This window comes from Duganella sp. GW822-FHT06D06, assembly GCF_058799615.1.
On sequence record NZ_JBXALQ010000003.1, the window covers coordinates 237,694 to 258,788 of the forward strand.

A 21,095-nucleotide genomic window follows, 5' to 3' on the forward strand; every position below is an offset into this window, starting at 1 on the left:
GCGCACACCCAGCACCCCCAACCGCAACCGAACAGCAGCACCCGACTGGAAAGCCACGACCGGAGATGGAAACGCTTCCACGCCCTCCGATTTCGCCATCACGAACCAGGAACGAAGGATGCACCATGAATAATCGTTGCAGGAAATTTACGCTACAGGGCCTCCCCGTAGTCTTGTCGCTGCTGCTGGCCGCTTGCGGCGGTGGTGGCGATCAGGCCGCCACGCCGTCGACGGCGCGCATGCTCGGTGGGATGAAGGTCCAGGGCGGCGCCGCCTCGGCCGAAACCGCGCTGACGCCGGCCAGCGCCACGGCCAGCTCGTCCGAACGTGGCGATTTGTCGGCCGCCGCCGCGATCGACCATAACGACGGCACCCGCTGGGGCAGCGGCTTCAACGACGACCAGTTCCTGACGCTGGACTTCGGTATGAGTCAAACCATCAGCCGCGTCCACATCGCGTGGGAAAACGCGCACGCGGCCCAATACCTGCTGCAGGTGTCCGACGACAACTCGACCTGGACCACCATCAAGACCGTCGACAACAGCCAGGGCGGCGCCGAGGACTGGAGCGGCCTTACCGGCCAGGGCCGCTACCTGCGCATGCAAGGCGTCAAGCGCTCCAGCCAGTACGGGTATTCGATCTTCGAAATCCAGGCCTTCACCGGCACCCCGGTCACGACGCCGCCGGTGGACAACACGCCACCCGTGGTGATCGATCCGGCCAAGCCGGGTGTGGCGATCAAACCGGTGGCGGCGACTTCGTCGGCGGTGGAAAACGGCGGCCTGTCGGCCTTGATGGCCATCGACGGCAAGGCCGCCACCCGCTGGGCCAGCACCGCCGAAGACGGCGCCTGGATCCAGTTCGACTTCGGCGCCAAGACCCAGGTCGGCTACATGAAGCTGCAGTGGGAAAACGCCTACGGCAAGCAATACGCGCTGCGCGTGTCCGACGACGGCCAGGCCTGGTCGCAAGTGCGTTACGTCGGCGCCGGCCAGGGCGGCACCGAGGAGTTCTACAACCTTGGCGTCAACGCCCGCTACATCCGCCTGCAAGGCGTGGCCCGCGCCACGCAATACGGCTACTCGCTGTACGAAGTGGAATTCAAAACGCCGGGCAGCGACAACACGCTGACCGCCACCGCCACCTCGCCGCTGAAGTATCCGGCCGGCGGCGCCGACTGGACGCCCTTGCCCGCCGCCGCGCAGCCGCTGGAAACGCTGCAATTCACGCTGCCCGACGGCACCCTGGTCACCCGCTTCGGCGCGCGCGGCCTGGCCCGCCACGGCCGCGAGCGCGGCGAAGAGTGGAACGAGATCGGCTACGGTCCCAACGAAACCGTCGATGCCGTCACCGGCCTGCCGCTCGACAAAGGTCCGGGCAATTACCTGACCTTCGTGTCGAACTACTTCAAGAACCGCACCTGGGGTGTCGAGATCATCGACAACAGCCGCGTGCCCGGCGTGACCAAGCCTGTACTGATCGTCAACCAGTACACCACGGTCGACTTCCTGTCCGGCGGCATTGCCTTCTTCCGCGGCTTCGACCGTCCCGGCGTGACCGGCTACGGCTGGATGGCGCCGGGCGAACTGGTGGACCGCAACGTCCCGGTCTGCAAACCGGTGCCCTTCCCCGCCGCCGGCAAGCTGGCCAGCGTGGACGGCATCAACGGCGCCTGCACGCTGCGCATCAGGGAATATCCGGGCCACGGCGACGTGGACGCCAACGGCATGCCCAACGGCCAGGACGTGAAGGCGCGCCCGCTGGTGGCCGGCGACATCATCGAAGTATCGCCGTCGATGTTCTCCACCACCGCATCCATGACCGCCAACGGCGACACCGGCGGCATCCGCTACTACTCCTACGAGTGGACTTACGTGGTCGGCGCAGGCCTGAAGCCGTGGTACGGCGTGCAGCCGCGTTTGAACTCGGTGCCGCTGCCGGAGGCGACGCTGTCCGGCGGCCAGGGCTCGGTGTCGTACAACTATTCGGACAACGGCCTGTTCATGTTCCAGCAGCCACACAACAACATCGGCATGCAGAATATGCAGCGCTTCGTTGAAGGCCGGCGCCTGGTGCACACCAACTTCAGCACCGGCGACCACAACGAGCCAGGCAACGACCGTTACCTGCCGGCCGTGGGTTTGCAGGGACAACGATTCAACCAGTCGGCTTGCATCGCCTGCCATGTCAACAACGGCCGCAGCGCGGCGCCCAACGCCATCAACCAGAAGCTGGACAACATGGCGATCCGCGTGGCGACCACCAATGCGCAAGGCCAGCAACAGCCGCACGCGCAGTACGGCAGCGCGGTCCAGATGAACGCGGTGTCGGCCAGCGGCGCGCCGCAGAACTGGGGTAACACCGTCAGCGTGGGCGGCTTCGAGACCCGCACCGTCAAGCTGGCCGACGGCACCGCCGTCGAACTGCGCAAGCCGACGCTGGCCTTCGAAGGTCCGACGCCTGACATCTACTCTCTGCGCGCCGCCCAGCCGATGATAGGTGCCGGCCTGCTGGAAGCCATACCGGAAGCCGACGTCATCGCCCGCGCCCGCACCGGGCCGGACGCGGATGGCGTGGTCGGCGTGGCCAACTACGTCTACGAGCCGGAAACCGGCGCCGTGCGCCTGGGACGCTTCGGCTGGAAGGCCGGCAAATCCACGCTGCGCCACCAGGCCGGCGAAGCGCTGCTGCTGGACATGGCGGTCACGTCGCCGGTCTACCCCAACCGCGCCTGCGCCACCGGCCCTGCCGGCTGCGCCGCCGGCGGCACGCAGAAAGGCATCTCGGAGGCCGACCTGCAATCGATCTCACGCTACCTGTCGCTGGTGGCGGTACCGGCCCAGCGCAGCATCCCGAGCGGCTTCCCGAAAGGCGTGGCGCCGCTGGATGAGCACCGGGTCGATGCGCAGCAGGTCGCCGCCGGCGCCAAACTGTTCCAGGGTATGCGCTGCATGGCCTGCCACACTGCGGAAATGAAAACCGGCTCCGGTCACCTGTTTGCGGAACTACGCAACCAGACCATACGTCCTTACTCCGACTTGCTGCTGCACGACATGGGCACCGGGCTGGCCGACAAATTCGTCGAAGGCCAGGCCAAGGGCGGCATGTGGCGCACCTCGCCGCTGTGGGGCATCGGCTATACGGACAAGGTGATGGGCAACAGCAGCAAGGTCGGCTACCTGCACGACGGCCGCGCGCGCAACCTGACCGAAGCCGTCATGTGGCACGCCGGCGAGGCCGACAAATCGCGCCAGCGCTTCGAGAATCTGTCGAAGGCTGAGCGCGATGCCTTGCTGGCTTTCCTCAAGTCCTTGTAGCGACAGCGGCCGCCGTCAGAACGTCGACGGCGGCTGTTGGGATGTGAGGATGGCGGCGGCCAGGATGGCGCCGAGCAGCAGCACCATCTCGACCCGCAACGCCAGGCGCACCGTGACAACGCCTTGATATGATCGCGACGCGGCCGGCAATCCGACGAATTTGTTGTAGCCGCCGATGCCGACGGCAGCCAGCACCAACCCCATCTTGCCCAGCAAGGTAAGGCCGTAATCGGTACCAATCAAATTCTCCACGACGCCGACGCGGTGCCAACCGCTGTAGATACCCGTGACGACGATGGCCGCAACAGCGACCAGCGCGGTACGCGACATCCAATCCAGATACCGGTTCATGTCCGCCGCCGTCATCCGCACGGACAGCACGCAGCAGCCGGACACCGCCACCACGCCCACCCAGACCGCGATCGCGGACAAATGGATGGCCTCCACCGCCATGGCGACGGTCCAGACGCCCTGCTCGCCCGCATGGCCCATGGACGCCCGGATTGCCGCAAACACCAGCATGGCCGCCGCAACCGCAGCCTCGCCGACCGCCGACTGGCGCCGCGGCCAGCGCAGCGCCACCACCACCAGCAGCGCCACGATGGCGACGCCGCCGGACCAGCCGTAAGCCGTGCTGCCGACCATCATCCAGAACATGCCGCACGCTTCGGCCAGGCCGGTGCCGCCCATGACGGCGGTCGCAGCCAGCAAGGACAGGACGCTGGCCACGATGGCAACGCCGGCCGCCGCCAAATCGAACGCGCGCAAACGCAGCTCGACGGCGGACGGCAGCCAGCGTCGCGCCCACCAGGAACCGGCCAGCCAGCTGAAACCGCAAACCAGCAGGAACGCCGAGCCGACTTGCAGCAGCCAGACCGGATCGTATCCAGCCCCCATCATTTGACCGTGAAGGTGAACTCGCCCTTGCGGCGATGGCCGTCATGGCCCGCCACCGCCCAGACGACCGTGTACGCGCCGGCCGGCAGCGGCGGCAGGACCAGGCGCAGGATAACCGGATTGGCCGCGTCAACGGTGGCCTTGGTTTTGTCGGCGGCGGCGCCGGCAACCGCGCGGCCACCAGCATCCGTCAACGTGATGCTGCTGAACGCCTGCTCCACCTTCTCGTTGAACGTCAGAGCGATTTCCTTCGGCGCGACGGCCAGCACGGCGTTGGCCGCCGGATCGGAACTCTTCAGGCTAGCGTGGGCGGCTGCGTACGGCGCGGCCAGCGTGGCCGCGGCCACGATCACTGTTGCCAGCATGGTGTGTAATGTCTTCATCTGTTTTCTCCTTAATGTCCGCTATGGCCGCTCGGCTTGCGCACCGTCAGCTCCACGTCGGGTTGGTTCAAGGCCGGCATGGACTGGCCGCCGGCGGTATATTTGCGTGCTGGTTCCGGCAAGGCGCCGGTCCATTCGTAGGCCTGCGTGCCCGCTGGGTGCTTGTACCAGCCGGGGTCCGTGTAGTCGCCGCGCTTCTGCTCCTTGCGCACTTTGACCACGGTGAACATGCCGCCCATTTCCACGCCGCCGAACGGACCTTCGCCCGACATCATCGGCAGCGTGTTTTCCGGCAGCGGCATCTGCATGCCGCCCATGGCGCCGCCCTTGTCGCCCATGGTCATGTAGTCCGGCACGATCTTGTTGATCTTTTCGGCGATGCCGCTATGGTCCACGCCTATCATGTTCGGCACGTTGTGGCCCATGGCGTTCATGGTGTGGTGCGACTTGTGGCAATGGAAGGCCCAGTCGCCCGGATCGGTGGCGATGAACTCGATCGCCCGCATCTGCCCGACCGCGATATCGGTCGTCACTTCCGGCCAGCGCGAGGCCGGCGGCGTCCAGCCGCCATCGGTGCCGGTGACGTGGAACTCATGGCCGTGGATGTGAATCGGATGGTTGGTCATCGTCAGGTTGCCGACGCGGATGCGCACCTTGTCGCCCTGCCGCACCGGCATTGAGTCGATGCCCGGGAATACGCGGCTGTTGAAGGTCCACAGGTTAAAGTCCAACATGGTGTTGGTCTTGGGCGTGTAGCTGCCTGGCTCGATATCGTAGGCGTTCAGCAGGAACACGAAGTCGCGGTCTACCGCGTACTGCGTGTGATCCTTGGGGTGCGTGACCCAGAAGCCCATCATTCCCATCGCCATCTGCGTCATCTCGTCGGCGTGCGGGTGGTACATAAAGGTGCCGGGGCGCCTGGCGACAAATTCGTAGACGAAGGTCTTGCCCGGTTCGATGCCCGGCTGGGTCAGACCGGTCACGCCGTCCATGCCGTTCGGCAGGCGCTGGCCGTGCCAGTGCACGCTGGTGTGCTCCGGCAGCTTGTTGGTGACGAACACGCGCACACGGTCGCCCTCCACCACTTCGATGGTCGGCCCGGGCGACTGGCCGTTGTAGCCCCACAGGTTGGCCTTCATGCCGGGCGCCATTTCGCGCACCACCGGCTCGGCGATCAGGTGGAATTCCTTGACGCCGTTATTCATCCGCCACGGCAGCGACCAGCCGTTCAGCGTCACCACCGGATTGAACGGGCGGCCATTGGACGGCAGCGGCGGCACGTGGGTGTTCGCGTTATCCATCGTCATCGCTTCCGGCAGCGTCGCCGCGCCGGCCTTGCTGATGGCGGCCGCGCTGACTGCGATGGCGCCGGCGCCTTTGAAAAAGTCTCTACGTGAGGTCATGGGGTCATCCTTGTTTCGTTGGCGCTGCCGCCGTTGACGGCTGCTTGCAGGCGGGTCTCGGCGATCCAGAAATCGCGCTGTGTTTCGATGGCGGTGTTGACGCTGTTGAGCTGTTCGCGCGAGTCGGCCAACAGTTCGAACACGCTGGCCAGCATGCCGTTGTAGCGCAGCAGGACCTCGTCGGAGATTTTTTTACGCAGCGGCACCACCTCGTCGCGGTAGCCGCGGGCGATCTCGTAGGTGCTGCGGTAGGACGAATACGCCTCGCGCACCTCGGAGCGGGCGCGCACCGCCGTATCGGCCGCCCGATGCACGGATTGCATGTACTGCGCCTGCGCACGCGCCACCTTGGCGCTGCCCCAGTCGAAGATCGGCAGTTCGAACGTGACCTGGTAGCCGTTTTCGCGCGGCAGGCCGGTGCTGCTCTTGTTGGCATAGCCGGCGTCGAACACGTTGATGAAACCCGTGGCCTTGGTCAGGCCGAGGGCGTCGGCCGTGGCTTCGGTGTCGCGGCGCGCGGCCAGCATGTCCAGCCGCTGCGACAACGCCTGGGCTTCCGCATTGTTGATCTCCTGCGGTTGCGGCGGCAGATCGGGCAATCGGTCCGGCAGCACGAAACCCTGCTGCTCGCCCGACAGGCCCAGGAGACGGATCAGTTGTTCGCGCGAGGCCACCGCTTCGTGGCGGCTGCGGGCCTGCTGCGTCAACGCATCCTGGTAGAAGGCGCGTTCGCGCGCCTGATCCAGCTTGCTCCAGTTGCCGGCCTTGGACATTTTCGCCGCCAGCTCGGATGACGCTTCGGCGGCGCCGCGTACCTGTTCCGCAAACGCGGCCGATTGCGCGGCCGCCACCGCCATGAAGTAGGCGCGCCGGGTGTCGGCCGCCAGTTGGACGGCTTGCGCGGCCGCCCGCAGCTTGGCCTGTTCGAAGCGCCGCTGTTCGATGCGCGAGCGCGCCGGCAAGGTCAGCAGACCGGCGATGTCGAACATGACGCTGCGGTCGATCTCGGTCTCGCTGCCGCCACGTATGCGGCCGAATCCGAGGCTGGGGTTGCGCATGCGGCCCGCCTGGACGAACTCGGACTCGGATACGCCCAGCTCCGCAAACGAAGCTTTCAGCGCTGGGCTGTTGAGCAGAGCGATCTGCACGGCCGTTTCCGGGGTCAGCGTTTGCGCCAGCAGCGCGCTCACTTGCTGGTCATTGTTGGCATCGCGGGAGAAGCCGGCCGGCTGGCCGATGCGCTCCTGCGTCAGCCGGGAGACGTCATTCAGCCCGCCGTCGCTGGACAGGCTGGCGCACCCCGTCAGCAGGACAAGCGAAAATCCTGCGGGCAGCAGTATAGGGAAGTGTTTCATAGGACTCCTGGAAAATTACGGATACGCGGGACAAGCCCGCAGCTTCGGCAAGTTCAGGACAGGCGTGGCGGACGTTCCAGCGTGGCGGGAATGTAGGCGGTCATCGAAGGCTCGGCCGCGATGAATTCGGCGCCGGAAAACGATGCGGGCAGCACAAGCGAAGGCACGGCGGGCGGCGCCGCAGCGCCCACGCAGCTGGCGCAATGGCTGCACTTGCCATGCGCGCCCGACGCCTGCTGCTCCGGTTTGACGGGCGCGCAGTGCTCTGACTGCGCCGCCGGCTGACTGGCCACCTGCATCGGCAGCGTCAGCGTCACGCACGGAATCAAGACGACAGCCGTCCCCTGCAGCGGAAGAGCTGCTATCAAAATCCAGAGCAGAAAGCGGACGAGTGGGATGAATGGACGCATAAGTGGGATGTATGGTACCGCAGTCTCTCCACGAGAGGCAACTGTGCGCACCTTACACCTTCCCACTGAGGTAAGGTCAAGCCCTATTTGAGGATGACGCGCGCGACCACCGGATGATGGTCGGATGGATAACGCCGGTCCAGCGAGTCGCTCAACACCGCATACTTCTGCACGTCGAAATGGCGGTCGACGAAGATATAGTCGATCCGCGCCTTCATTGCCGCGTCCAGGTGGAAGTCGTTGAAGGTGCCAACCGGGCCATATGGCGGCGCCGCGCTCACCCGGAAGGCGTCGCGCATCGCCTTGGCCATGGCTTGCATCTGCGCCGTTTCCGGCGTCGAGTTGAAGTCGCCGACACAAATGGCTGGTTCGCCGTGGGTGATCTCGGCGATTTTGCGCAGCACCAGATCGGCCGATTCGCGCCGCGCCTGTTCGCCCTGGTGGTCGAAATGGACCGAGAATACGAAGAACGATTTGCCGCTGGCGCGCTCACGCAGGCGCGCCCACGACGCCAGCCGGTGGCAACAGGTGGCGTCCCAGCCGAACGATGGGCGGTCGGGCGTCTCGCTCAGCCAGAAGTCGCCCTTGCCCAGCAGGGCGAAACGGCTCTTGCGAAAATAGATCGCCGAATGTTCGCCGGCGCTCTTGCCATCGTCGCGGCCGACGCCGACATGGTCGAATTCCTCCATCTGGGCCAGGTCGGCGATTTGGTCAGCCAGTCCTTCCTGGGTGCCGAAGATGTCGAACTCGTGATAGCGGATCAGCGACTTGACCATTTCCTTGCGTGCCGGCCAGGCGTTGACGCCGTCGCCGGCACTGTTGTAGCGCAGGTTGTAACTGGCGACGTTGATCGGCGCCGACACAGCTGGCACGCAGGCGATGGCGAGCAGCATGGCAAACGCGGACATTCGTGCGCGCAGCGAAAACATTATTCTCATGTCGATCGACTCCGGCGATATGAAGGTTAAAGGGGAAATACAGGGGGACAATTTAACCACGGCCTGTTGACACTGGCGTGACAGCAGCGGTACGGCAGCCCAGTTTAACCAACTTTACTAAACATTTGGGCCTGCGCGACCAGCAGAGAACAGAGGCAACGGAAAAATGGCGATAGCCTGCCGGCTAGATGCGAGTTGCTGGTCAGCGCGGTGTTCGTTACCAAAAATGAATATCAAAAAACGGGAGTAGACTTTTCGAATGATCGTTTTTCAGTGTTGTCTTTCACGGAATTGTCGATTCTCCAAGGGGAAATACTATGCATATCGCTCCAAGAGGAATGTTGTCGGTCTCCGATTTCGCGCAGCACATCAGGAGCACGCCGGACGAGGTCGTTACCAGGCTGCAGGCCGGCCGGCTTGCCGGTCGCCAGGTCGAAAATGACTGGTACGTCAAGCGCACCGAACTGGCCAGGGCCGATGTGGACCGCAGTCGTCCCAACCATGTCACCGCCATCATGCTGGCGGCCGCGAACACGCATTGGCGCGAGATTCTCGACGCGATCGACGCGCGGCGGCGGTTGCCCATCAAGGCGGAGACGCCTGAATATGGACTGAACATCGAACGTGTTCACGCCGAGGCCACGCTGGCCCGGCACCGCGCCATTGGCTTCGATGTCGTGATCGGCATCGTGGCCCTGGTCGGTATAGGGCTGGTCTTTGGTGGCACGTCCGACAGCGATGTTTTCGCCGGCGACGGCCTGCCCTGGTTCCAGCTGGGGATCGCGCTGCTGCTGATCGCCCTGGCGGATCTGCTGAACCGGCGTGGCAATCTTAAACGCGCCAGGGCCATCATCAAGGAGCTGTCCTGCGGCGTTCCGAACAGTGAGCCGCCCGGCCATGTGCGCGACGTCAATATTTCCGGCGGATACAGCCCGTTTGTCGGCTCCGGTATCGATGGCGGCGGCTGGTCGTTCACGGTAAATCTGATCGAACCAGAACATGCTGGCAGACCGGCGGAACCGGCGACGGCCAGGGACCTGTATGCGGAAACGACGGCATCGCTGGAAAAACTTGCCATTCCGGTCATGCAGGTCAAGGACGAAGCGTTCGTCGACGGACGCGACGTGCGTGGCTTGCCGCTGCTGACGCCGGCGGGACCGTTTTCCCGGCCCGCGCGGACCATTTCAGAGGCTGAGATGGCGCAACTGGTCGGTAGCAATGAATACGCCTTGCGTCACTATAAGGTCATTCGTCTGGAATTGTGGGATGGGCAGGTCATCCTGAGTATCTTCCTTCGATACACGATTGTTGCCGGCACCTTGTATGTGGAGAACAGAAACCTGATCCTGCCGCCGCTGCTGGAAAAGTTTTCGAAGCTGGAAAACATAGCGCTGGTGCCCACCACGCGTGAGTTGTTAAGCGATCTCGTGGCTAGTGTCGTGCGTGCGCCGGTGATCTGGATACCAGTGCTGCTGACCGGAGCGAGCTACCTCCAGGGCGGCTTTTTCAATGGTGAAAGCAGGTGGTATAAGAACAACAAGAAAGAGGTCGAAGAAAACCAGAAATACAATTATGGCTGGCCGTCCTCCTTGCGCGAAACCTGGTCTGGAACCGAGTACAACCGTTACTTTCAAATGGCGGACAAGGATTTCTACAGCAAGATGGTGAAGGAGACCCTGCTCGACAGCCTGCTCAAGTCTCTGGAAAAACGCAACATTTCGACGGCGGGATTGAAAGATGCCTCGACCCGGATTTACAACGAAGGGGTCATCGTCAGCGGAGGAACATTACAGGCCGACAGCATCGCCGCTGGCAGTGGCGCGCGCGCCATGGTCAAGAAGGCGATGCGCGCTGCAACAAACACTGCGAACGCGGCGAGCACCGCTCCCAAGGCATAAGCGATCCAGTCCACAATCCACAATCCAGCCACAGGAGATAGCCATGAGCAGTACGCACAATAAGGGAGTCAGCATTAGCGGTGGAACTGTCACGGCGCATCAGATCGTTGGCGGCCCAAATTCCCGAGCCGAGTGCATCGTCAATGCAAGCGAGAGCGGGGCGAACGGGAAGACGATCGACGACTTGCGCGCGCAGCTCGACACCTTGTTGGCGCTCATGCGAGAAAACAGGCACGCTCTAGCGCCCGAGGCCGAAAAAGCCATCGAAGTCGTCCGGCAGGAAGCGGCCAAGCCCGCGCCGAACAAACTCGTGATTTCGTCGGTGCTCGACAGCGTCAGCGGAACGGTGAAGTCCTTCGCGTCGCTCACCGGGGCGATTACGGCCGTGAAAGAACTGGTCGCGCTGGTCCTGTAAGGGGGGGCCACAGAATTCGAAAAAAAATAGCACGCTAAGGGTTTTTCCGTTTCCCCTGCTCCCCCAACCAGACGGCCCTATATCTGCTGATCGGGAAACCCTGACGGGATGATCTCGGCGATCATCTCGCCTTCCTCGTCGATGCCGCATTCGCGGAAGCCGAAGCTGCGATAGAACTCGCGCGCCACGGCGTTGTCCGGCTTGTAGCAGATGATGATGCGTTCGACATCCGGCTTCGCGCGCAGTTCCGCCAGCAGCAGCGCCATCGCCTTGCGGCCTATGCCCTTGCCCTGCTGCGGAAAGTCGACCATGAAGCGGTAGATGCCATACAGGCCGGGAACATCGCCCGCGCAGCAGTCGTACAGCAGAAAGCCCGCCGGTTCGCCGTCGCAGTAGATCCCGTGCGCGAAGAAGTCGGGGTAGAACTTGGACTGCGCGATCGAATAGGCATTGGTGGCCAGGAAAGCGCTCTGCTGTTCCGGCAGCTCCATGTCCATGAAGCTCTCGAAATTGTCCTCGTCGATGTCTTGCAGTGTGACGTGTGTTGCCATTTTTTTCCTTAAGCGATGATATTCAGGCCACCGTCGACGTACACGGTGCTGCCTGTCAGGCGATGCGCATATTGCGAAGCCAGGTAGGCGCAGGTGTTACCGACATCGAGGATGTCCACCAACTGCCCCAGCGGCGCGCGCGTTGCAGCGTCGCGCAGCAGCAGTTCGAAGTCCTTCAGGCCGGAGGCCGCCCGCGTTTGCAAGGGTCCGGGCGAGATGGCGTGCACGCGGATGCTCTGGTGGCCCAGCTCATAGGCCAGATAGCGGCAGCAGGCTTCGAGCGCCGCCTTCACCGGCCCCATGACGTTGTAGTTCGGGACGACCTTCTCGGCGCCATGGTAGCTCATGGCGAACATGCTGCCGCCATCCGTCATCAGCGGCACCGCCAGCCTGGCCATGCGCACGAAGGAGTGGCAAGAGACATCCATCGCCTGTAAAAAGCCGTCCAGCGAACAGTCCAGCAGTCCGCCTTGCAGATCGGCCTTCGGCGCGAAGGCGATCGAATGCACCAGGATATCCAGCTTGCCCTGCTCCGCCAGTTTTGCAAACAGCGCCTCCATCTCGCCGGGCTTCGTCACGTCCAGCGGCAGCAGCTGGGCGCCGATTTCCTCGGCCAGCGGCGCCACGTGCGGCAACGCCTTCTCGTTCAGGTAAGTGAGCACGACTTCCGCGCCCAGCTTGCGGAACGCCAGCGCACAACCCCAGGCGATCGAATGTTCATTGGCGACGCCGACCACCAGCGCGCGCTTGCCGGCCAAAATAGGATAAATCGTTTCCGTGTTCATGCATGCTCCAGTAAGGTCAGCGTATGGCGGGCTATCATCAGTTCCTCGTTGGCGGGCACCACCCAGACCGCCACTTTGCTATCGGCGGCGCTGATGCGCGCCACGCCGCGCGGATTGGCTGCGTTGGCGGCGGCGTCCAGCTTTGCCCCCAGCCAGGCGGCGTCGCGGCAGACGGCGGCGCGCAAGGCGACGCTGTTCTCGCCTATGCCGCCGGAGAAGACCAGCGCATCGAGGCCGCCCAAGGCCGCCGCCAGCGAGCCGAGTTCGCGGCCGATGCGATAGACCATCAGTCCTATGGCGGCCTTGGCGCGCGGATCGTCGCTCTGTTCCAGCGTGCGCATGTCCGACGAAATGCCGGAAACGCCGAGCAAGCCCGATTCCTGGTACAACAGCTTCTGCACCGCGCCGACATCCATGCCCAGTTCGTCGATCAGGTACAGCACCACGCCGGGATCGAGCGCGCCGCAGCGGGTGCCCATCGGCAGGCCATCGACGGCGGTAAAGCCCATCGAACTGGCGACGCTGCGTCCCGCCGCCATCGCGCACATGCTGGCGCCGTTGCCCAGATGGGCTGCCACGACCTTGGCCTTGGCCAGCGATGGATCGGCTTCCGGCAGCCGGCTGGCAATGTATTCGTATGAAAGTCCGTGAAAGCCGTAGCGCCGCACGCCCTGCTCCGTGATCCGCGCCGGCAGCGCGAAAGCCTGGGCTTCCGCCGGCTGGCCGACGTGGAAGGCGGTATCGAAGCAGCCGATTTGCGGCACGTCCGGCGCCATCGCCACCACGGCGCGTACCGGCGCCAGGTTGTGCGGCAGATGCAGTGGCGCCAGCGGTATCAGTTTTTCCAGCGCCGCCAGCACTTCGGGATTGAGGCGCTGCGGCCCGCTGTAGGCCACGCCGCCATGCACTATGCGATGGCCGACCGCCACCACGCGACGTCCTTCAAGATGGGTTTGCGAGAAGTCGATCAGGAAGCGCATGCCGGCTTCGTGGTCCAGCGGCGCGTCCGGCCAGCTGTGCTCTCCGATGGACTGGCCCTGCGCGTCCACGGCGCTGAAGCGCGTGACGCCGCTGTACAGGTTCTCGATCTTGCCCTTGAAGGTCAGCGCCAGCGCGGCGCCGCTGAACAACGAGAACTTGATGCTCGACGATCCGGCGTTGATGACGACGATGCTATCGGTTGGAGCCATCAGGTCATTCTCCAAGGATGCGGCCTGCGGCCACTTTGCTGTGCGCCACCAGCACCGCCACCGCGCAGGAAGCGAGGCGCGCGGTCACCGAATCGGCGCGACTGGTCAGGATGACCGGCACACGGGCGCCAAGCACAATGCCGGCCGCCGCCGCGCCGGCCATGAAGGTCAGGCTCTTGGCCAGCATGTTGCCAGCCTCCAGGTCCGGCGCCACCAGGATATTGGCCTTGCCGGCGACCGGCGACACCAGATGCTTGATGGCCGCCGCCTCGGGATCGATGGCGTTGTCCATCGCCAGCGGGCCATCGAGGATGCCGCCGGTGATCTGGCCACGGTCCGCCATCTTGCACAGCGCGGCCGCATCGATCGTCGACGGCATCTTGGCGCTGACCGTCTCCACGGCCGCCAGGATCGCCACCTTGACGGGATCGAACTGCAGCACATGCGCCAGGTCGATGGCGTTCTGGATGATGTCGACCTTGTCGTCCAGCGTGGGGTTGATGTTGACGGCGGCGTCGGTGATGATCAGCGGTTCGCTGCGGCCCGGCACATCCATCACGAAGCAGTGGCTGAGGCGGCGGCCGGTGCGCAGGCCGGTGTCGCTGGCGACCACGGCGGCCATCAACTCGTCGGTATGCAGGCTGCCCTTCATCAGGACCGCGGCCTTGCCTTCGCGGATCAGCTCCACCGCGCGGAACGCCGATGCGTGGCTATGTTCAGTGTCGATCAACGGCAGCGCGGAGATATCCAGTCCCGCTTCTTCCGCGGCCCTGCGGATGCGCGCCTGCGGGCCGACCAGTATCGGGTTGATCAAACCCATGCGGGCGGCGTCCAGCGCCGCCTCCAGCGCATAGCGGTCGCAGGGATGGGCGACGGCGACCGTCACCGGTCCCACTTTGCGCGCCGCAGCGATCAGTATTTCGTAATTCGGGTGTGGCGTGTTCGGGGCATTCATCGGCTCTCCTCGGCAGTAAGCCAGGAAATGATAGCAATAACTACAGATAAAGCAATTGAATATTGCTGCAGTGCCGCATGGATTATTTTCAAATGATTTAACCCCGTTTGTTGCGCTGCTCCGTTTCATGCAGGACGCCGGGCTTTTCCGGTGAAGGAGACGTCATGTTACGCCCACTGCTAGTCGTTTTTCTATTGCTGGTATCGACCATGGCACAAGCCATTGCGCCGCTGCCGCCCATCATGCCGCCCCGCCTGATCGCCCCGCGCGCACAAACGCCGGTGCGCCTGCAAAGCCTGCACATCAACGCGGAGATCAGCGGCGGGCTGGCGCAGACCACCGTGGAGATGGTGTTCTACAATCCCAATGCGGTTCAACTGGAAGGCGAACTGCAATTCCCGCTGCTGCCCGGTCAACGGGTGACGGCCTTCGCGCTCGATATCGACGGCGCGCTGCGGCCGGCCGTGCCGGTGGAGAAGGCCAAGGGCCGCATGATCTTTGAGGAGATTGAGCGCCGCCGCGTCGATCCGGCGCTACTGGAAGTCACGCAGGGGAACAACTTCAAGCTGCGCGTCTATCCGATACCGCCGCGCGGCACCCGCACCGTGCAGCTGAAATACGCCGAGCCGCTGGCGCGCCTTGACGGCCAGCGACTGTATCGCTTGCCGCTGGCCTACGGCGACAGCATCGCCGAATTTGATCTGGAACTAAATGTGCATGGCGCGACCACGCCGCCGCAGCCTCGCGGTGTGCTGGGCAGCATGCAGTTCGAGCGGCGGCAAGATGGCTATCGCGCTCGCGTCACCAAAAGCGCCTACCGCGCCGACGGCACGCTGGAACTGGTGCTGGCCGCCTCCACACAGCCGCAAACGTTTGTCCAGGAATTCGACGGCGAGACCTACTTCCTCAGCGAGATCGCCGTCGCCGGCGACGGCACGCCCCAAGTTCGCACGCCACCGGCCGTGCTGGGACTGCTATGGGACAGCTCCGGCTCAGGTGCTCAGCGCCAAACCGATGCCGAACTGGCCGTACTGGATCACTACTTCAAGGCCGTACCCAATGTGGAGGTGCGGCTGATCCGCCTGCGCGACCGCGCCGAGGCCAGCCAGCGCTTCCGCATCGTCAACGGCAATTGGAGCGCCTTGCGGACGGCGCTGGCAAGCACCGTCTACGATGGCGCCAGCGCGCTGGGTGCCTGGAAGCCGGAAGCGGACATCAACGAATACCTGCTGGTCAGCGACGGATTGTCCAATTATGGCGATGCGCCCTTCCCTGCGCTGGCCAAGGCCCAGCGTCTATACGCTTTGAATTCGGCGCTGGTGTCGGACAGTGGGCGCCTGGCCGCGCTGGCCGAGCGTAACGGCGGCCGCCTGGTGCAGCTGCAAGCGAACCAGCCAGCGCAAGCCGCGCAGGCGCTGCTGGCGGATACGCTGCGAGTGAGCGAGATCACCGCCACTGGCGCCAGGGATATTTCGGTCGAATCGCATGAGCCGCAAGACGGCATGCTGCGCCTCGCCGGGCGCTTGACGCAGCCGACTGCCGAACTCACGCTGACCTTGACGCAGCAGGGCAGGAACCGCACCGTGGCCCTGCCGGTGTATGCCGGAGCGCCCCATCATCCGCTGGCCGCCGGCATGTGGGCCAGCTACCGCCTGCATGCGCTGGAGGCGGACTACGACTTGAAGCGCGGCGAAATCCGCCGCCTCGGGCAGCGCTTCGGCATGCCCACACGCGAGACCTCGCTGCTGGTGCTGGACCGGCTGGAGGATTACGTGCGCTACGAGATCGAACCGCCGGCAGCCTACAAGGAGGCCTACGCCCAGCTCAAGCAGAATCGCATTGGAGCCCAACGCCGCGTCACCGCTCAGCACACCGATCAGATAGTGCGCGAGTTTGAGCAGAAGGTCGCATGGTGGGAAAAGAGCTTTCCGAAATCCGGTTTGCCAAAGCGGCTCGACTTCAAGACCATGGAAGAATCGTCCGCCAACGCCGCACCTGAGCAGATCAGGGCTGCACGCTCGACCTACGCGCCCTCCGCGGTCGCCGACATGGCGCCGCCACCGCCGGCATCCGCTCTAGCCTATAGCCGTTCCGATGCACGGCGCGCGGAAACCGCCGCCAAGCCGATGGCGGCGCCAGCCGGCGACACATCGGCCGCCAGCATCCAGCTCAAGAAGTGGTCACCCAACGAGCCATATCGCGCCCGCATGAAATCCGCCAAGGCGGCCGACCTGTATGCGGTCTACCTGGACGAAAAACCGAACTACACCAACAGCAGCGCCTTCTTCCTCGACAGCGCCGACATGCTGCTGGAACAAGGCCAGCGCGACCTGGCGCTGCGCGTGCTGTCGAACCTGGCGGAGATGAACCTGGAGAACCGCCAGATCTTGCGGATACTGGGCTACCGATTGCTGCAAGCCGGCGAGCCGGCGCTGGCGATCCCGGTCTTCCAGCAGGTGCTGCGGCTGGCCGAGGAAGAGCCGCAATCGTATCGCGACCTGGGACTCGCCTACGCCGCCGCCGGCCAGGTGCAGCCCGCGATCGACCAGCTTGCGGAGGTGCTGAACCGCCCGTGGGATGGCCGCTTTGCCGAGATCGAACTGGTGACGCTGGCGGAGCTCAACGCCATCGTCGCCAAGGCCGCCGTCAAGCCGGATACCAGCCGCATCGATCGTCGCCTGCTGCGCAATCTGCCGCTGGCCTTGCGAGCGGTGCTGACCTGGGACGCCGACAACACCGACATCGACTTGTGGATCACCGATCCGAACGGAGAAAAATGCTACTACGCCAACCGCTACACCTACCAGGGCGGCCGCATGTCGCGCGACTTCACCGGCGGCTACGGGCCGGAGGAGTTTTCACTGCGGGTGGCCAAGCCAGGCAAGTACCGGGTGGAAGTCAACTCGTTCGGACATCGCCAGCAGATCGTGGCCGGCGCGACCACCGTGCAACTGCGCCTCAGCACCGGCTTCGGCACGCCGAAACAGCGCGACCAAATGGTGACGCTGCGTCTGCGCGACACCGGCAGCACCGTACTGGTGGGAGAGTTTGACGTTAATTGATCGCGTCGAGCTGCTGCCGTAGTTCAGGCGGCACCTCGGCATCGGGATAGCGCATGCGGAACTTCAACCACTCCGCATGCGCTTCTTTCGTTTGACCGGCTTTCAGCATGTCGGTCATGCGGGCCAGCCAGGCCGACGCGGACAGGGGCTCGGCGGCCGGCGCGCTCCGCAGCGCCACCACCGGCGCAGCGCCGGAATAGCCCAGCACCTTCTGCTCGGACGAAAGCACAGGCGCAGGCGCGGCAAGCATCATCGGCGTCCGGGCGCGCGCGTAGTCGGCAGTGGCCGAAGCTTCAACAGGGAGCGGCTTGGATAGCGGGGGCGCCGCTGCGGTTGCGCTATCAGCAACGGCGATATCAGCGGCCGGCGCAGGCTGCGTGGCAGGCCGAACCACCGACCGCTTCACCTGCGCCAACTTCGACGCGGGCGGTGGTGGTGGTGGCGCCGCCGCCAATACGGTAGCGGCAGGCGCCTCCTCCACCGGACTTGCGGCAGCTACTTTCGCATCCACCGGCGCGGTTTCCCGCGAGGCCACCTTTCGCTCGACCGCCGGCGCGAACGCCTGCGGCATCAAGCCGCGCACCACAAACAACGCCAACACCACGCTGGCGGCAAGGCCAAGCGGAACCCGCGCCCGCCGCAGATAGTGGCGCGCCGGCGGCGCCGCAGGCGCGGCATCGTGCACCGCATCGTTGGCCGACGCGCCCGGCACGGCTGCACCATCCATATCGGACGCCGCCCGCGCCAGGATGGCGGCGGACAACCTCTCCGGCAGTTGCGGCTGCGGCAGGTCGCGCAGCTGACGCGCCAACTCCCCCTCGCCTTTGAGGAAGCCTTCAAACTCCGCGTCTTCAATGTGATCGTGTGGATTCATGCCCTCGCCTCTTCGGCCGCCGGCGCCAATTCCTGCCGCAATTTGCGCATCGCATAACGCAGGCGACTCTTCACAGTCTCCACCGGCGCCGCCACCAGCTCCGCGATTTCTTCCAGGCTCATGCCGTTGAACTGCTGCAGCACCAGCGCCTCGCGCTGGTCGACCGGCAGCAAGCGTATCATCGCATGCAAACGGCTGGTCTGCTGCTTGCGTTCCAGTTGCCCGTCGGGTGCGGGGCTGTCGTGCGAGGCATCGGCCACGTGCTCGAACCAGTCGCCTTCGCCGCCGTCGCTGGCCAGCAGCACGCGTTCGTTCATGCGTATCAGGTCGATCAGGCGGTTGCGGGCGATCTGGAAAAGATAGGTGCGGAAGCTGGCGCCGGGTTCGTAGCGCGCGCGGGCCTGGTGCAGATTGGCCCAGCTGTCCTGCATGATGTCGTTGACCCACTCCCGGCGCGGCGAACGCCATGCCAAAAACAGGTACAGCCCCTGGCTGTGGCGCTGATACAGTTCCGCGAACGCCGCCAGATCGCCATCGCGATAGCTGAGCATAAGGACTTCATCGGATCGGGGCGCGGACATGGCGTAATGATAACGCAGGGATCCGCCGCCCGATGCCCTCGTATTGTTACCAAATATTGCCGAGCCGGAAGGGCGATACGCTGCATGTCGCCGTACCGCTACAGTTGCGCAATCACGTCCAGCGCCGGCTTCTGATCACGTTACATCGTCCAGGTGCGCAGACCGATCCAACCGATCGACCATGCGTAGCCGGCGATGGCCAGGATACCGGCCGACGTCAGTCCGGCATGGCAGCGCACCAGCCGGCTGGCGTGCTTGTTCGTCAGCGCGTACCAAAGGCCGGCCGCCGCCAGAAGCGGGAACGCCACGCTGCACAGCAAAATCGGCACGGAAAGCATGCTTGGAGCGGCCAGCATAGCCATAGTCCCGATGCCCCCGCCTATGCCGACCAGTGGCAAGATGAACGTGGCGCACAAGCAGCCGAAGGCCAGCAGCGGCGTGAGCCGCGGCTTCCAGCCGCCCTTGGCTTGCAGCGTGTTCCGGTAAGCGGCCACGCCCCAGACAGGCAACGCCAGAAGGCCAAACACACCGCCAAGCAGCGCCAGCGCAGCCACGGTGGCGTAGCCGGCAACGCGCCAGGTCGCTTCGCGCTTGCGGTCGCCCAGGCCGCCAGACAGCACGTAGGTTTCTCCATCCTGGACGGCGAAGGCCAGGCTGGCCGCTTCCCGATCGGCGCGGCGGAACGTGTGCTTGCCGGTCGGTAGGTAAGGCTTGCCGCCGACACGCAGCCCGCCATCGACCAGGGTCACCCGCGACATGCCCAATACTTCCGCATAGGGGCGCATCAAATCCTTGGCCGGCGTCACGTTACGGTAGAAGCCGGTCAGGGCCGCGAGTTCCGTTTGCTCGACCGGGTATATCGGCGCTGGAGCAAGCTTGTGCTTGCGGCTCAGGTAGGCCTGGATCAAGCCGGTAACCGGCGTCCGGAAATCGACGCCCTCGCCGCCATTGGCCAGCACCACATAGCCACTGCCTTGCACGGCGGAATAGCCATAGACGGAGGTAAAGGAATCGATTTCACCATTGTGGCCACGAAAACCCGGCCCGGCGTCATTCACCGGGAAGTTGCCCAGCCCGTGGCCTTGCTTCAACCCTGCCCGCGCGGCCAGCGAGGACTCGCCGTGTTCGATACGTTCGACTGACTGCGGCGACAGGATCCGCTGTCCATCGACCGTGCCTCTGCCCACAAAGAACAGAACCAGGCGCGATAGTTCCCGTACGCTGGTGGCCAGCGATCCGGATGGCGGCATGATGATGTGCTGGTACGGCGTCGCTGCGCCATCCGGCGCGTAGCTCTTGGCCAGCCTGGCCGCCAGTTCAGGCGTCAGCGTGAAATCGGCGCTGGCCATGCCCATCGGCCGCAGCACGTGTTCACGCTCGAACGCCGCGAAATCCTGCCCCGCCACTTTTTCCAGCACATAGCCCGCCACGGCCGGGCCGGCGTTTGCATAGACGCCAAACTGGCCTGGCCGCCAGCGGCTGACGTATTCCGGGCTGGCGAACTCGACGCCACGCCGCACCGACCAGTCGGGACCGTTCTGCAGTTCGACGCGCGTGCTGATGTCAGGCCAGCCGGTCGTATGTTCGAGCAGATGCACCAGACGTACCGGGTCGCTCTGTTCCCAAGGATTGTTGAAGCGAATCTCGGGCGCGAGGTCGGCCAGTCGCGCGTCCAGTTTCAGTTTGCCGTTTTCGACCAGCTGCATGATGGCGATGCTGGTGAAGCTCTTGGAGATCGAGGCGGCACGAAAAATCGTATCCGGCGTCACCCGTTCGCCGCTGGCCTTGTCCGCCACGCCGTAACCCTTGAGAAGGACGATCTTGCCGTCTTCCACCAGGGCCAACGCCGCGCCCGGGATGCCGCGCTGTTCAAACATTTTTGCCAGGCGCTGGTCCAGCTCGCCCAAGGTGGCCGGCGCGGGCTCAGCGGCGATGGCCGGCGCGCCGCCGGCCATCGCCAGCAACAGCGCGCCCAGCAAACGGAAGGGATTTACACGGTCAGTGCTGGGGGTGCGGTGGTTCGGCGATGATGGCATGGGCGCTCCGATGAGTGTGTTTAGTGTGCTAGTTAAGTAGCACAG

At 64.7% G+C, this 21,095-nt stretch carries 17 protein-coding genes; 4 read left to right on the forward strand and 13 right to left on the reverse strand.

Going from position 1 to position 21,095, the window contains the following annotated elements; genetic code table 11:
- Positions 1–125 precede the first annotated feature (125 nt).
- Positions 126–3,317 (forward strand): di-heme oxidoredictase family protein, encoded by a 3,192-nt coding sequence (locus AC1RMD_RS07220; RefSeq protein WP_492925090.1) that lies wholly within the window; start codon positions 126–128, stop codon positions 3,315–3,317.
- Between the two features lie 15 nt (positions 3,318–3,332).
- Here AC1RMD_RS07220 and AC1RMD_RS07225 read toward each other — a convergent pair whose 3' ends face one another.
- From AC1RMD_RS07225 to AC1RMD_RS07250, 6 genes are all read right to left on the reverse strand, one after another.
- On the reverse strand, positions 3,333–4,217 hold the full coding sequence (locus AC1RMD_RS07225) for a CopD family protein (protein ID WP_492925092.1): 885 nt from the start codon (positions 4,215–4,217) through the stop codon (positions 3,333–3,335).
- On the reverse strand, positions 4,214–4,597 hold the full coding sequence (locus tag AC1RMD_RS07230) for a copper resistance CopC family protein (RefSeq protein ID WP_492925094.1): 384 nt from the start codon (positions 4,595–4,597) through the stop codon (positions 4,214–4,216). The genes AC1RMD_RS07225 and AC1RMD_RS07230 overlap by 4 nt, the downstream gene beginning before the upstream one ends.
- An 11-nt stretch (positions 4,598–4,608) precedes the next feature.
- Positions 4,609–6,000, reverse strand: a complete 1,392-nt coding sequence (locus AC1RMD_RS07235) for a multicopper oxidase family protein (RefSeq protein WP_492925096.1) — start codon at positions 5,998–6,000, stop codon at positions 4,609–4,611.
- Entirely contained in the window at positions 5,997–7,355 is a 1,359-nt protein-coding gene (locus AC1RMD_RS07240; RefSeq protein WP_492925098.1) for a TolC family protein, read from the reverse strand. Before AC1RMD_RS07240 ends, AC1RMD_RS07235 begins: the two co-directional genes overlap by 4 nt.
- Before the next feature lie 53 nt (positions 7,356–7,408).
- Positions 7,409–7,684: a hypothetical protein gene (locus AC1RMD_RS07245; protein ID WP_492925100.1), complete on the reverse strand. Its 276-nt coding sequence runs from the start codon at positions 7,682–7,684 to the stop codon at positions 7,409–7,411.
- Between the two features lie 164 nt (positions 7,685–7,848).
- On the reverse strand, positions 7,849–8,673 hold the full coding sequence (locus tag AC1RMD_RS07250) for an endonuclease/exonuclease/phosphatase family protein (protein WP_492925102.1): 825 nt from the start codon (positions 8,671–8,673) through the stop codon (positions 7,849–7,851).
- Between the two features lie 347 nt (positions 8,674–9,020).
- Here AC1RMD_RS07250 and AC1RMD_RS07255 point away from each other — a divergent pair, with 347 nt between their 5' ends.
- Both AC1RMD_RS07255 and AC1RMD_RS07260 read left to right on the forward strand, forming a co-directional pair.
- A complete protein-coding gene (locus AC1RMD_RS07255; protein ID WP_492925104.1) occupies positions 9,021–10,601 on the forward strand; it encodes an AbeC-like domain-containing protein in 1,581 nt (526 codons plus the stop codon).
- Positions 10,602–10,644: 43 nt separating this feature from the next.
- Positions 10,645–11,016 carry a hypothetical protein gene (locus tag AC1RMD_RS07260; RefSeq protein WP_492925106.1) on the forward strand — a complete coding sequence of 124 codons (372 nt, stop codon included), beginning with the start codon at positions 10,645–10,647 and terminating at the stop codon, positions 11,014–11,016.
- A 77-nt stretch (positions 11,017–11,093) separates the two neighbouring features.
- Here the strand turns inward: AC1RMD_RS07260 and AC1RMD_RS07265 are convergent, their stop codons facing one another.
- The 4 genes from AC1RMD_RS07265 to AC1RMD_RS07280 are packed head-to-tail and all read right to left on the reverse strand — an operon-like array spanning position 11,094 to position 14,497.
- The gene (locus AC1RMD_RS07265) at positions 11,094–11,567 is read right to left on the reverse strand and encodes a GNAT family N-acetyltransferase (protein WP_492925108.1); all 474 of its coding nucleotides are present in this window, start codon (positions 11,565–11,567) and stop codon (positions 11,094–11,096) included.
- Between the two features lie 8 nt (positions 11,568–11,575).
- Positions 11,576–12,352: an enoyl-ACP reductase FabI gene (fabI, locus tag AC1RMD_RS07270; RefSeq protein ID WP_492925110.1), complete on the reverse strand. Its 777-nt coding sequence runs from the start codon at positions 12,350–12,352 to the stop codon at positions 11,576–11,578.
- Positions 12,349–13,542, reverse strand: coding sequence for an acetate/propionate family kinase (locus tag AC1RMD_RS07275; RefSeq protein WP_492925112.1), 1,194 nt, complete (start codon positions 13,540–13,542; stop codon positions 12,349–12,351). Before AC1RMD_RS07275 ends, fabI begins: the two co-directional genes overlap by 4 nt.
- Before the next feature lie 4 nt (positions 13,543–13,546).
- On the reverse strand, positions 13,547–14,497 hold the full coding sequence (locus AC1RMD_RS07280; protein ID WP_492925114.1) for a phosphate acetyltransferase: 951 nt from the start codon (positions 14,495–14,497) through the stop codon (positions 13,547–13,549).
- Positions 14,498–14,661: 164 nt separating this feature from the next.
- On the opposite strand from AC1RMD_RS07280, the gene AC1RMD_RS07285 reads away from it, so the two are divergent.
- Positions 14,662–17,559, forward strand: a complete 2,898-nt coding sequence (locus AC1RMD_RS07285) for a DUF2135 domain-containing protein (protein WP_492925116.1) — start codon at positions 14,662–14,664, stop codon at positions 17,557–17,559.
- Here the strand turns inward: AC1RMD_RS07285 and AC1RMD_RS07290 are convergent.
- From AC1RMD_RS07290 to AC1RMD_RS07300, 3 genes are all read right to left on the reverse strand, one after another.
- Entirely contained in the window at positions 17,552–18,433 is an 882-nt protein-coding gene (locus AC1RMD_RS07290; RefSeq protein ID WP_492925118.1) for a hypothetical protein, read from the reverse strand. The genes AC1RMD_RS07285 and AC1RMD_RS07290 overlap by 8 nt on opposite strands.
- The gene (locus AC1RMD_RS07295; protein WP_492925120.1) at positions 18,430–18,984 is read right to left on the reverse strand and encodes a sigma-70 family RNA polymerase sigma factor; all 555 of its coding nucleotides are present in this window, start codon (positions 18,982–18,984) and stop codon (positions 18,430–18,432) included. Before AC1RMD_RS07295 ends, AC1RMD_RS07290 begins: the two co-directional genes overlap by 4 nt.
- A gap of 170 nt (positions 18,985–19,154) precedes the next feature.
- Entirely contained in the window at positions 19,155–21,050 is a 1,896-nt protein-coding gene (locus AC1RMD_RS07300) for a serine hydrolase domain-containing protein (protein WP_492925122.1), read from the reverse strand.
- Between the last annotated feature and the right edge of the window lie 45 nt (positions 21,051–21,095).